Below are 12,315 nucleotides of genomic sequence, written 5' to 3'. Positions count from 1 at the left end.
ATCCGGTGCACGCTGCAGCACTTCATCGTGTGCGCCGGGCGGTCATCATGCGCCCAGCAACTCGCGTGACGCCCGCGCCAGATCGCCGGAAGCGGCGAGCGCGCTGCCTACCAGCACCGCGTCGGCGAGCCCCTGCAACTCCTGAATCTGTTCACGTCGGTGGTAGCCGCTCTCAGCCACCAGTGTCCCACCGTATCCCGCGTCCCGTGCCCGACGGATGAGGCGTGGAGACGTCGCGAGATCGATCTCGAGGGTGGTGAGATCGCGGTTGTTCACGCCGATGATCTCGGCCCCAGCCTCGATGGCCAGGTCGAGCTCACGCTCGTCGTGCACTTCGACCAGGGCGTCAAGGCCCAACACATGCGCCACCTGCAGGTACTCGGCCGTGTCCTCACCCAGCACGGCCACGATCAGCAGTGCGGCACCCGCGCCCCACTGGGCCGCTTCGGCGAGCATGGCCTTGTGGACCACGAAATCCTTGCGTAACGTGGGTAAATCCAGCGCCCGTGAGACACTTTGCAGGGCCTCGTTCGATCCACCGAAGTGACGTGGTTCGGTCAGCACGGAGATGGCGGCCGCACCACCCTGCCGGTAAGCACGTGCCGCCTCCAGCGGATCGAGGGCGGCAATGTGACCTTGACTGGGACTGGCCCGCTTGACTTCAGCGATCAGCGCGATGGAGCCGCCGGTGATGGCGCGCCGAAAGGGGTAAGTGCGCTGGACCGGCCCTCCGGGTGCGAACGCGGCGTCACGGTAGTCGTCGGCGCGCTCGCGGGCAATGCGCCCGAGGACGCCGGGCACGGCAGACAGGTTCATGCGGTGAGTATAGAGCGCCCGTCAGGTTGGTCGACCGGACGCCGTGGGCATGACGTGCTGCCCCGGCGGTGATACGATTCCACAATGACGTTTGCCCCGTCGAACGGACCCGTTCAGATTTCGACCGAAGAGCTGCAGTCACGCATTCGTGACCTCGGTGCCCAGATCGCCCGCGACTACGAGGGTAAGGAGCCGCACCTGATCTGCGTCCTCAACGGCGCCTTTTTGTTTCACTCCGACCTGGTGCGGGCTCTGTCCATGCCGTTGACCGTGGACTTCCTGGCCGTCTCCAGTTACGGAAACGCCAAGCAGTCGAGCGGAGAGGTACGGCTGGTCAAGGACCTCAGCCTGCCCCTCTCGAACCGTCACGTGATCCTCGTGGAAGATATTGTCGACACTGGCATCACCATGCACTACCTGCTGCACTACCTCGAAGGACGCGGCCCGGCGTCGCTGAAAGTCGCTGCCCTGCTGAGCAAGCCGTCAAGACGCAAGGTGGAAGTCCCGGTCGATTATCTGGGATTCACCATCCCCGACGCGTTCGTGTACGGGTATGGACTTGACCGGGCGCAGTTTGACCGCAACCTGCCATTCATCACCTCGCAGGAATAACGCCCGCCGCCCCGGTGGGGCGTTGTTCTTTCAGGGATCGACCCGGTGCCGGGCTTGCAACAAAGAGAGTGGAGGGCGAAAGGGCCCTCCACTCTCTTTCACTGCTGATGCTTACTTGCGTCCGCCCTTTTTGACGCCACCTTTTTTATCTCCCCCACCGGTGCGTTCTTTGGCGTCGCGCATGAACGAGCGAAGCTTGGCCTCGAACTGTGGGGACTGGCGACCGATGGCACGCGGACGCGGCACTTCCTCGGGTTCGTCGAGCAGTTCTTTGATCGACAGGTCAAGGCGGCCCTTTTCATCACGGCCCAGGACTTTCACCTCGACCGTCTGGCCTTCGCTGATGTGGTCACTCACCGAGCGAACGAAGCTGTGCGCGATTTGCGAAATGTGTACGAGCCCAGTTTCGCCGTTCTCGAACTGAATGAAGGCACCGAAGTCGGTTACGCGCGTCACGCGTCCTTCGACCACCGCGCCGGAATCAAGTTGCACCGTCAAGGTCCTCCCTATCTTGCATACGGACCTATCCTACTACAAGAAAATGAAGCGGGCTGCGGGCACGCCTGAGACTGATCTCTTGATAAAGTGAAAACAATGAAACTGCGTGGCACACTGGGCGGCCTCAACCTCCTGATCGAAGCGGGCGATTCGGCCCAGAGCATTGAAGCAGCGCTCCTCGGCAAGCGGGAACTGCTCGCCGAGCATGTCACGGTAGAACTCGAAGGAGAGGTCGACGTGGCCGCGGTGGAAGCAGCGCTCAACGTCGTACGGGCTGCAGGAGGAGAAATTCACCGACTGCGCGCCGGGCGGCTTCCGACACCCGAATCCGACGCCAGCGCCCGCACGGTCATCGTACCGCACAGCGTCCGCGCGGGCTTTCGCGGAGAGTACAAGGGCAGTGTGGTGATTCTGGGAGACGTGAACCCGGGTGCGGCCGTGATCGCCGGCGGTGACGTGATCGTCATGGGCGCGCTGCGCGGTGTGGTGCACGCAGGTGCGGGCGGCAAGCAGGACGCCATCGTGTGGGCCCGCCCGATTGCCTCGCCGCAGATCCGGTTGGGTGACGCCATGGCACGCGCTCCGGAAGACAATGCGCTCGCCAGCATGCGCCGCATCGAGGAAGGGCACGCCGAGATCGCACGTCTGCACGAAGGCGCGATTGTCATCGAATCGCACAGCGTCCGCTCCTGACGCGGCGCACGGCTGAGCGCGCTGCTTCCCAGCAGACCCAGGAACTGCCCCGAATCGCCAAAATAAGCTTTCCAGGCTATACTATGAAGGCAATTCCTCTTGTCGGGGGGTGGGCGGTGGCCCACCCTTCTTTCGTGAGGCAGCACCACGCCACCCGAACTGCAGCGCGCAACTTCGGGTGGAAAGGACGAAAGGGGTGAACCACGGCGTGTTGGCGGGAGAAATCCGCCCGCGCCATCCCTATGACACAAAACCTGAAGCGTCTTCGTGCTACAAGGCGGCTGGTGAGGCACGCCAAGCCTCGCCCGCGGGTCCATTCACTTCCCGGAGACCACGTATGAGCAGCAATCTGGAACACATCGCACACGAAGTCCTGTCCCCGTTGGGGTTCGAGGTGCTCGAAGTGCACCTTCAAAATCCCGGCAAGCGGCCGACGCTGCTGGTGCGCATCGACCGGCTCGACGAGCAACCGGTCACGGTCGAAGACCTGCAAACGGCCAGTGACGTACTTTCGCTGGAGCTCGACCGGCTCGATCCCATTCAGGGCGAGTACCGTCTGGAACTCGAATCTCCCGGCGCCAAACGCCCGCTGAGGCGTCCGCGCCACTTCGAACGCATGGTCGGTCTGAAAGCCAAGGTGCGTGGTGGCGGGCACAGCTTCACTGCTCCCATTCTCGGCGTCGAGGGCGAGGAGGTCACCTTCGACCTGAACGGCGAGCACCTGACCTTGCGAGCTTCGGATATCCAGGCAAACCTGGCGGAGTTTCCGCCGTCTCACCGTTAGTGCGGTCACCGGCCCTGGCAGGGCCGGTGATCAGGAGGACATGTTCATGTCGGCAGAATTCAATTTCGTGGACGCCTTGCGTGAAGTTGCGCAGGCCCGAAACATCAACGAAATGCAGTTGATCGAAGCCTTCGAGCAGTCGCTCGCCCAGGCCTACACCCGCAACGTCGAACCCGACAAGCGCATCGAAGTGCACCTCGATCCCAAAAGCGGCGAACTCGAAGTGTTGGTCGTGAAGGAAGTCGTCGAAAAGCTTGAGGACGAAAATTTACAGATTTCCCTCGCCGACGCCCTGGAGCTCGACCCGGAAGTCGAGATCGGCATGGAGATGGAATTCCCGGTGGAGCGCGAGAAGTTCACCCGCATCGCGCTGCAGGCGGCCAAGCAGACCCTCACGCAGAAAATGCGCGAGACGGAGCGCAACGTCGTCTTCAACGAGTACAAGGACAAGGAAGGCCAGGTCATGACCGCCACGGTCGTGCGCATGGACAACAAGCAGAACATCTTCGTGGAACTCGGCGCCGGTGAGGCGATCATGCCTCCACGCGAACAGATTCCCGGCGAGCGGCTGCTCAACGGCAACCGCGTCAAAATCTACCTCAAGGAAGTGCGCAAGACGCCCAAAGGCCCGACCATTCTGGCCAGCCGGGCCGACGAGCGGCTGCTGGAGTACCTGCTCAAGCAGGAAATTCCCGAGGTCGCCGAAGGCGTGGTGGAGGTCAAGGCCATCGCGCGTGAAGCCGGCCAGCGCAGCAAGGTCGCCGTGTGGAGCCGCAACTCCAACGTGGACCCGATCGGCGCCTGCATCGGACACCGTGGCAACCGCATCCAGGCGGTTACAGGAGAACTGGGCCGTGAGCGCGTCGACGTGATCCTGTGGGACGCCAGCACGCGTGAGTTCATTCGCAACGCCCTGTCGCCGGCCAAGGTCGGCATCATCGAGGTGAACGGCGACGCCAAGGAGGCCACCGTCACCGTCACCTCCGACCAGTTGTCGCTCGCCATCGGCAAGGGTGGGCAGAACGTGCGCCTGGCTGCCAAACTGACCGGGTTCAAGATCGATCTGAAAGAAACCCAGGCGGTCAGTGATCTCGACGAGGCACTCGCGCAGGTCATGCAGGAGCAGGACGCCCCACGCGAAACGACCTCGGGTGCCCGCGCGGCCTTCGACGCCCTCTTCAAGGACGCCAAAACGGTCGCGAGCGCCTCACCCGAGGGCGACACCGAGCTGAACGACTGAGCAGCAATCAGTACATCAGCTCAGGAGGCCTGATGCCCACGTCCACACACATCCCAGAGCGTACCTGCATTGCCTGCCGCCGCAAGCGGGCACAGGGTGAGCTGCTGCGTCTGACGCGCACGCCGCGGGGCTGGCAGCTGCTCGCCGGTCACCGCACGGGTCGCGGCGCGTACGTGTGCGCGGATGACGTGGGCTGTTGGGCGGAAAAAAAGCTGCGGCGTCTGGGCACGAGCGCACCCGCGCTCAGCGAGCAATTGAAAGCGCGCTCAGCGCGCGAAGTCGCGAGTCACGAGACAATGATCATGCGCAGGTCGTAAAGGCGCGCCCGGCCCACGCGGCCACGAGCGCGCCCTATTCCGGAGGTTCACATGTCAAAAGTACGCATTTACGCACTCGCCAAAGACCTTGGTGTAGACAGCGGTCGGATGCTCGAGATCCTGAGTGATTTGGGCGTCCAGTTCAAATCATCATCCTCAACGCTGGACGAAGAAACGGTCGAAGCCATCAAAACAATTCTTGCCGAAGAGAAAAACAGCGCCACGCCCACCACCCCCACAGCCACGACGCCCAGCGCGCAGGGTGACAGCGCTCCTGCGCTGCAAAACCAGGGCGCGCCCACCGCGACCGTCGAACGGGAAGTGGCGCCCAGGGACACGGCCCCGAAAAACGAAGTACCTCACCGCGCGCCGGTCGTGACCATCATGGGCCACGTCGACCACGGCAAAACCAGCCTGCTCGACTACATTCGCAAGACGCGCGTCGCAGCCAAGGAAGCAGGCGGCATCACCCAACACGTCGGTGCCTTCGAGGCCAAGACCAGTAAGGGCAAGATCGTCTTCATCGATACGCCTGGCCACGAAGCGTTCACGAGCATCCGGGCGCGTGGTGCGAACGTTGCCGACATCGCCATCATCGTGGTGGCCGCCGATGACTCGATCATGCCGCAGACCCGTGAGGCCATCGCGCACGCGCAGGCTGCCAAAGTGCCCCTGATCGTCGCCATCAACAAGATGGACCTGCCCACCGCCAACATCGACAAGGTCAAGCAGGACCTGATCGCGCAGAACCTGGTTCCCGAAGAGTTCGGCGGCGACACCATCGTGGTGGGTGTCTCAGCCCGCACCGGCGAAGGCGTCGAGGACCTGCTGGAAATGATCTCGCTGGTCGCCGAACTCGAGGACCTGCGCGCTGATCCCAAGGCTGAATTGGGAGGCGTTGTGGTGGAAAGCCGCGTCGACCGCCAGATGGGCGTGCTGGCCAATGTCATCGTGCAGCAAGGAACGCTGCGCGTCGGGGATTTCCTGGTGGTGGGCGAGCGTTACGGCAAGATCAAGGCCCTGACCGACTCACTCGGCGCACGGATCAAGGACGCCGGCCCCAGCACGCCGGTGCAGATTCTGGGCTTCAGTGAAGCGCCCACCGCCGGTGATATGGTCGCCAGCGCCCGCAATGAACACGAAGCGCGCGAGATGGTGCAAAGCCGCGTCACCGTGCGCCGCGACGGCGAGCAGGCACGTGAGAAGCGCCGCATGACCCTTGACGACATCTTCGGGGCGGGCGGTGAAGTGCGCGAGATCAACCTGGTGCTGCGCGCCGACACCCAGGGTTCGGTCGAAGCCATTCAGGGCATTCTGGCGCGCAAGACCAGCGAGCAGGTCAATCTGAACGTGATGCTCGCCGGCATCGGCGCGCCCACCGAAGGCGACGTGCTGCTGGCTTCCACCGCCAACGCGACGATCCTGTGCTTTTCGGTCGTGCCCTCCCCGGGCGTACAGAAAGTCGCCACCCAGAAAGGCATTGAACTCAAGACCTACCGCATCATTTACGAACTCATCGACGAGGTGGACCGCCTGATCAAGGGCACCCAGGAACCCGTCTTCGAGGAGCGCTACCTGGGGCGCGCCGAAGTGCGCATGGTCATCCGTCACCCCAAGGCAGGCTCTGTGGCCGGATCATACGTGCAAGATGGCCTGCTGCGCCGGAATGCGCGCGCCAAGGTCACCCGCGGCAAACAGGTCGTCTACGAAGGCACCATCGCCGGTCTCAAACGCTTCAAGGACGACGTCCGTGAAGTGCAGGCGGGCTACGAGTGTGGTGTGAACTTCGATTGGAACGACGTGCAGGAAGGCGACATCATCGAAGCCAGCGAGATGGTGGAAATCACCTCCTGAGTGCTTTACACAAGAAGCGGGATGTGGGCATTGCTCTCATCCCGCTTCTTGTGTGCTAACGCAGCGTCAGGCGGATCGCGCTACATTGGGAGCGCATGAAGTCCAGACCTCGGCACCAAACCTGGCAGCGCCTGCTGGCGCTGCTTTCGGTGCTGGCGGTCTTCGCGGGCCTCGCACCTCATGACGGCCCGACCTCTCGCAACACCCCAAGCCTGGCCCCGGCGCCGCTGCCGGAGTTCCGCGCGGTCGTTGCCGTGCCCTCCGTCAACTTGCAGGATGCAGGAGCACTTCCCGGCACGCTCGCAGTCACCTGGCCGGGAACGCACGACGAATCCGGGCCACGCGCGCGCATGGAAGCCGGTTTTCATCCGCGTCCGCGCGCGCTGAGCAGCGTGCGGCAGCTTGGCGGAGGCTGAGCACCGGCCTACCGATGTCGGGTTCGCATCGACGAATCCACCAATTCAGGCGTCCACCCAAACTCGCCTCGCGCCGATCAGTCTCACTGCTGTTTTATGGAGTTTCCCGTGTCCGATCCCCGTACCCGCAACCGAAATCGCAACAACGCCCGCCGACGCGGCGCGCCGCCCGCCTCCCGTTTTCCCTGGACGGCCCTGATGATCCTGGCTGTACTGCTGTTGTCGCTCGCCTATATCTGGCGCCCCTGGCAGCACTCCAGCACTCCCTGGACCCTCTGGCAGCCACAGACGGGCGGCTTCAAATTCGTCAACCTCGGCCTCGACTTGCAAGGTGGGCTGCGCGTGGCGCTGGAACCCGACAAAGAAGGCTACACCAAAGAGGACCTCGAGAAAGTCCGCACCATCATCGAAAACCGCGTGAACGCTCTCGGGGTCGCTGAACCACTCGTACAGACCCAGGGCGACCGGCGCGTGGTGGTTGAGTTGCCCGGCCTGACGAGCGCGCAGCAGGAGAACGCCCGCAACGTGATCGGTCAGGCGGCCGTGCTGGAATTCCGTCTGGTGAAGGACAACGTGCCCGCTGACCGGGCTACCTCGGGATACACGCTCGAGGACCTCGGCCCGGTACTTGCGACCGGCGAAATCATCAGCAACGCCGCGCCGGCCACCGACCCGACCAACGGACGCTGGGTGGTGAGTTTCCAGACCACCTCGGAAGGCGCCGACAAGCTGCTGAGCTTTACCCGGCCCAACATCGGCAAGCTGATGGCAATCGTGCTCGACGAGAAGATTCAGAGCGTCGCCACCATCCAGGGAGCGCTCAGCACCAACGTGCAGATCAGCGGCAACTTCTCGGCCGAGGAGGCGAGCAATCTGGCCCTGGTGCTGCGCTCGGGCTCGCTGCCAGTGCCCATCAAGTTTGCCGAGCAGCGTGAGATCGGCCCGACACTCGGCGCAGACGCCATTCGCAGCGGAGCGATTGCCGCGCTGATTGGCATCGCGCTGGTGTTCGTGCTGCTCTTCGTGTACTACGGCTTCTGGTTCGGCCTGGTCGGGTCGCTGGGTCTGCTGTTCACCTCGATCATCATTCTGGGCATGCTGGGCGGCTTGGGCGCAACGCTCACCTTGCCGGGCATCGCCGGTCTGGTCCTCACCATCGGCGCGGCAGTGGACGGAAACGTCATTTCCTTCGAGCGTGTCAAGGAAGAGCTCAACCGCGGCAAGGGCATCAAGAACGCCATCAATGCGGGTTATGGTCACTCGTTCTGGACGATTTTCGACGTGAACCTGTCGCACCTGCTCGCCGCCCTGGCGCTTTACAACTACGCCACCGGCCCCGTGAAGGGCTTCGCGGTGGTGCTGGCCATCGGTGTGCTGGCCTCGGCCTTCTCGAACCTCATCTTTGCGAAGTGGATGATGGAAGTCGTCGCGCGCCGCCGCACCTTTTCCGCGCCGCAGTGGTTCAAGACGCCCAACTTCGACTTCCTGAAACCGGCACTGCTGATCACCTCACTGTCGCTGGCCCTGGCCGTTGCCGGTGGCGTGGTCATGCTCACCAAAGGATTCAATCTCGGGGTCGACTTCACTTCGGGTACCGCGCTGACGCTGCGCACCGACGAAGGCACCACCGTGGAACAGGTGCGCAGTGCCGTGAGTGCGGCTGGCGTCACCGGCGTGACGGGCGCAGGCGCCACCATTCAGAGCACCACCAATCCGGCCGTGGCAGGCACGAGTTACACGGTCAAGGTTCCCCAGCTCAACCAGGGCCAGATCGAGCAGCTGCGCGCCCAGTTCACCCAGCTGCCCGGCGGTGAAGTTCAGGCAGTCGACACGGTCGGTCCTTCGGTCGGTGCCGAGTTGCGCGGGCAGACCGTGCGCGCCGTACTGCTGGGACTCGCGCTCATTCTGGTGTACGTGTGGTTCCGCTTCGACTTCGCTTTCGGGCTCGGTTCGGTGGTCGCCGTGATCCACGACGTGGCCATCGTAATGGGCCTGTATGCGCTGCTGGGCCTGGAGTTCAACATCACGACCGTCGCGGCGATCTTGACCCTGATCGGGTACAGTATCAATGACTCCATTATCGTGTCCGACCGCATCCGTGAAAACCTGCGCTCCATGCGCGGAGTGCCTTACCGCACCATCGTGAATGCCGCCATCAACCAGACGCTGTCGCGTACCCTTATGACTTCCATATCGACGCTGCTGCCGCTCGTGTCGCTGCTGTTCATCGGCGGCGCGGTGTTGCGCGACTTCAGCCTCATCCTGATCGTTGGTATCCTCGTCGGGACCTACTCGAGCATTTACATCGTGTCCCCGATGGTGGTGTTTTTCGAGAACCGCAAGGCCCAGCGCCGGACCACCGGCACCACACCCAGCAAGGTATAAACAGGAAAGACAGGAAAGAGGGAACGGTTATAGCCATCCGTTCCCTCTTTCCCAGCTTGGGAAACTCGCCTGACCTGTCCCTTGACCTCACGCACCACGCCACAGACTTCACGCTCTACACTGATGAAGATGCGCCTGGTGCAATTCTTTCAAGTCGTGTTGCTGCTCGCCCTTGCGGCGTACGTGATGCTGGTTCAGCTCGAAAATCCCCTGCTGCTGCGCCTGCCCTTTCCAGGAGCAAATGAAGCGGAACTGCCACTGGGGCTGGTACTGGCCCTGGCGCTGCTGGTTGGGGCGCTGTACGCGAGCCTGCTCTACACGCCAAAATTCGTGCAGAACGCCTTGCGCCATCAACGCGAAGCGCGCGAGCGGCGCGCGCTGGAAGCCAAGCTCAGCACGACCCTGCAGGCGAAACTCGCGGCCACCCCGGTAGGCCAGTGGGCCGAAGACGCACAACCGGACGAGGGCCTGACCGAACCCCCCGAGGCCCCCGGATCCGGCTTCGCGCCGGCGCGGAGTGAGCCGTGAGCCGCCCCCCGGCCCGCTGGGTGCTCGCTCCACCGGCGAGCCGTGAGGAGTTGCTGGCCGTCATGAGCGAGTTTTCGGTGTCTCCCCCGCTCGCGCAGGTCATTCATGCACGAGGCTTTTCGCGCGATCACCTGACCCCTGAGCTGAGGCTTACCCCCAACCCCGGGCTGCGTGAGGCGGCAGGGCGAATCGTGCGCGCCCTGAAAGCAGGCAAACGCATTCGCGTTCACGGCGACTACGACGCCGACGGGGTCACGGCCACCAGCCTGCTGGTGCTGGGACTACGCGCGCAGGGCGCAAACGTTCACGGCTTCATTCCTCACCGTCTGAACGAGGGCTACGGCATTCACCCTGACAAAGTCGAAGAGCACGCCAACAGCTGCGATTTGCTGGTCACCGTGGACTGCGGGGTGACGAACCTGCAGGAAGTGCGCGGTATTCTCGCGCGCGGCGTGGAGGTCATCGTGACCGATCACCACAGCCCCGGCCCGGATTATCCGGACTGCCTGGTGGTCCACCCGAAACTCACGCACGACTACGACCACGCGCTGCACAACCTCTCGGGTTCCGGGGTTGCCTACCACCTGCTGTGGGCCGTGCACCAGGAGCTCGGTCTAGCCGCCCCACTCGAGTACGCCGACATCGCCACCATTGGCATCATCGCAGACGTCGCGCCCCTGATCGGCGAGAACCGTGCCCTGGTGATGGCGGGCCTGCAGCAGTTCACCCGCACGGTGCATCCCGGCGTGAAGGCCCTGATGGGCAGCAAGCAGCTCACGAGGCCAAGCGCGCGTGATGTGGCCTTTATCATCGCGCCGCGCATCAATGCTGCCGGGCGTCTGGGCGAAGCCGACCTGGCGCTGGAGCTGCTCACCACGACCGACACGGCCCGGGCCCACGAGCTCGCCGAGTATCTCGACCAGCGCAATCAGGAGCGGCGCACCATTCAGGACCAGATGTTCAAGGAAGCGCTGCAGATCGTGGACCCGAGCGATCCCGCGATCGTGGTCACCAAGGAAAACTGGCACGCGGGCATCATGGGCATCGTCGCGAGCAAGCTGCTGGAAGCCTATTACAAGCCGGTGTTCATCATCGCGCAGGGCAAGGGCAGCGTGCGCTCCACGCCGGGCATCAGCGCCGTGGAGGGCCTGCGCCACGCGAGCCACCTGCTCAAGCGTTTCGGAGGGCATCCGGGCGCGGCCGGGTTCGCGATCTATGAGGAGCACATTCCGGCCCTGCGCTCGGCCCTGCACGAGTTCGCGCGCCAGCACCCGGTGCCGGTGCCGACCTACCACCTCGACGCGGCCCTGCCGACAGGCGCGGCGGTCCTCTCGCTGACACGCGAAATCGAAGCCTTCGAGCCTTACGGAGAAGGGCACCCCTCGCCGCTGTGGTGGCTGCGCGGAGAACTACACGACACGCGGCTGGTGGGCAAAAGCGGCGAATCACTGCAGTTTCGCTTTGGTGGCGCAAGGGGCGTCAAACACGGCGAGCGGGCGCTCCCGAGCGGCGAGCAGGATCTCGCAGCCCAGTTGCGGCGCGACAGTTACAAAGGACGCGAAAAGCTCGAATATTCCGGCGAGGCGCTGCGGACGGCCGCGCCGCTGGAGCTCGGTAAGCGCCTGTCAGAGGCAGAACATGCCTCTTACCCTCCCCTGCCGCGCCTGCGGCCACAGGAGGCCATGGCCCTGCTGCGCCGCGGTGCCCGCGCCTACGCGGACGGCCCGGTTGCGGCGTACCTGCGCGACAACGTCCCGGGTGTACAGTTTGCGCAGGACGGCGAACGGTGGCGAGGAGAGCTGGTGCTGTTCTGCCTGCCGCCGGAGGACGACCTGCGCCGCTGGCTGGACTCGGCCGAGGTCAGTTTCGCCTGGGGTCCCAAAACCCTCGACGCGCTTGAGGGCAACTACGGCTTTCACCGCGAAGGGCTGCGCCTGGACCCAGACCCGCGCGTGCTGGCCGAGATCGGCGTTTTGAGCGCGCTGGAACTGGGCGAGCGCGATCTGTGGCGCAGCGCCAGCCTGCGCGAAGCCGCCGCCGAGGCTTACCGGCGCTGGCTATGGGCGCAGCTGTACGTCGGCCTCGGCGACGAGGACTGGACCCGGGCGGTGCGCCTGATGGTAGCGTCCACGCGGCACAACAGCCAGGCCGCGCAGGCGGTTCCCGGCTAAG

At 64.1% G+C, this 12,315-nt stretch carries 12 protein-coding genes; 10 read left to right on the top strand and 2 right to left on the bottom strand.

All coding sequences use genetic code 11. The annotated features are described in order from the left end of the window. Positions 1–45: 45 nt before the first annotated feature. Entirely contained in the window at positions 46–816 is a 771-nt protein-coding gene (trpC, locus tag DEIPE_RS16385) for an indole-3-glycerol phosphate synthase TrpC (RefSeq protein WP_015237090.1), read from the bottom strand. A gap of 84 nt (positions 817–900) precedes the next feature. Here trpC and hpt point away from each other — a divergent pair, with 84 nt between their 5' ends. Continuing rightward, positions 901–1,428 carry a hypoxanthine phosphoribosyltransferase gene (gene hpt / locus DEIPE_RS16380; protein ID WP_015237089.1) on the top strand — a complete coding sequence of 176 codons (528 nt, stop codon included), beginning with the start codon at positions 901–903 and terminating at the stop codon, positions 1,426–1,428. Positions 1,429–1,539: 111 nt separating this feature from the next. On the opposite strand, the gene DEIPE_RS16375 is transcribed toward hpt, so the two are convergent. Then, entirely contained in the window at positions 1,540–1,920 is a 381-nt protein-coding gene (locus DEIPE_RS16375; RefSeq protein WP_015237088.1) for a S1 RNA-binding domain-containing protein, read from the bottom strand. Between the two features lie 102 nt (positions 1,921–2,022). Between DEIPE_RS16375 and DEIPE_RS16370 the strand changes: the two genes are divergently transcribed. From DEIPE_RS16370 to recJ, 9 genes are all read left to right on the top strand, one after another. After that, positions 2,023–2,619 (top strand): septum site-determining protein MinC, encoded by a 597-nt coding sequence (locus DEIPE_RS16370; protein WP_015237087.1) that lies wholly within the window; start codon positions 2,023–2,025, stop codon positions 2,617–2,619. 337 nt (positions 2,620–2,956) lie between these two features. Further along, positions 2,957–3,403 (top strand): ribosome maturation factor RimP, encoded by a 447-nt coding sequence (rimP, locus tag DEIPE_RS16365; protein ID WP_015237086.1) that lies wholly within the window; start codon positions 2,957–2,959, stop codon positions 3,401–3,403. 46 nt (positions 3,404–3,449) lie between these two features. Continuing rightward, positions 3,450–4,643 (top strand): transcription termination factor NusA, encoded by a 1,194-nt coding sequence (nusA, locus tag DEIPE_RS16360; protein WP_015237085.1) that lies wholly within the window; start codon positions 3,450–3,452, stop codon positions 4,641–4,643. A gap of 32 nt (positions 4,644–4,675) precedes the next feature. Then, positions 4,676–4,960: a YlxR family protein gene (locus DEIPE_RS16355; protein ID WP_015237084.1), complete on the top strand. Its 285-nt coding sequence runs from the start codon at positions 4,676–4,678 to the stop codon at positions 4,958–4,960. Between the two features lie 51 nt (positions 4,961–5,011). After that, the gene (infB, locus tag DEIPE_RS16350; protein WP_015237083.1) at positions 5,012–6,814 is read left to right on the top strand and encodes a translation initiation factor IF-2; all 1,803 of its coding nucleotides are present in this window, start codon (positions 5,012–5,014) and stop codon (positions 6,812–6,814) included. A 95-nt stretch (positions 6,815–6,909) separates the two neighbouring features. Then, positions 6,910–7,230 carry a hypothetical protein gene (locus DEIPE_RS16345; RefSeq protein WP_015237082.1) on the top strand — a complete coding sequence of 107 codons (321 nt, stop codon included), beginning with the start codon at positions 6,910–6,912 and terminating at the stop codon, positions 7,228–7,230. Between the two features lie 96 nt (positions 7,231–7,326). Next, positions 7,327–9,615: a protein translocase subunit SecD gene (secD, locus tag DEIPE_RS16340; protein ID WP_041230952.1), complete on the top strand. Its 2,289-nt coding sequence runs from the start codon at positions 7,327–7,329 to the stop codon at positions 9,613–9,615. 129 nt (positions 9,616–9,744) lie between these two features. Then, complete coding sequence (locus DEIPE_RS16335) at positions 9,745–10,143, top strand: lipopolysaccharide assembly protein LapA domain-containing protein (RefSeq protein ID WP_157448904.1); 399 nt, start codon at positions 9,745–9,747, stop codon at positions 10,141–10,143. Beyond that, positions 10,140–12,314, top strand: a complete 2,175-nt coding sequence (recJ, locus tag DEIPE_RS16330; protein WP_015237079.1) for a single-stranded-DNA-specific exonuclease RecJ — start codon at positions 10,140–10,142, stop codon at positions 12,312–12,314. Before DEIPE_RS16335 ends, recJ begins: the two co-directional genes overlap by 4 nt. The last annotated feature ends 1 nt before the right edge of the window (position 12,315 follow it).

Source organism: Deinococcus peraridilitoris DSM 19664 (assembly GCF_000317835.1).
In the GTDB taxonomy this organism is placed as follows: Bacteria; Deinococcota; Deinococci; order Deinococcales; family Deinococcaceae; genus Deinococcus_A; species Deinococcus_A peraridilitoris.
Note: the sequence above shows the minus strand (reverse complement) of the source record. Positions and strands in the feature narration are given on the sequence as shown.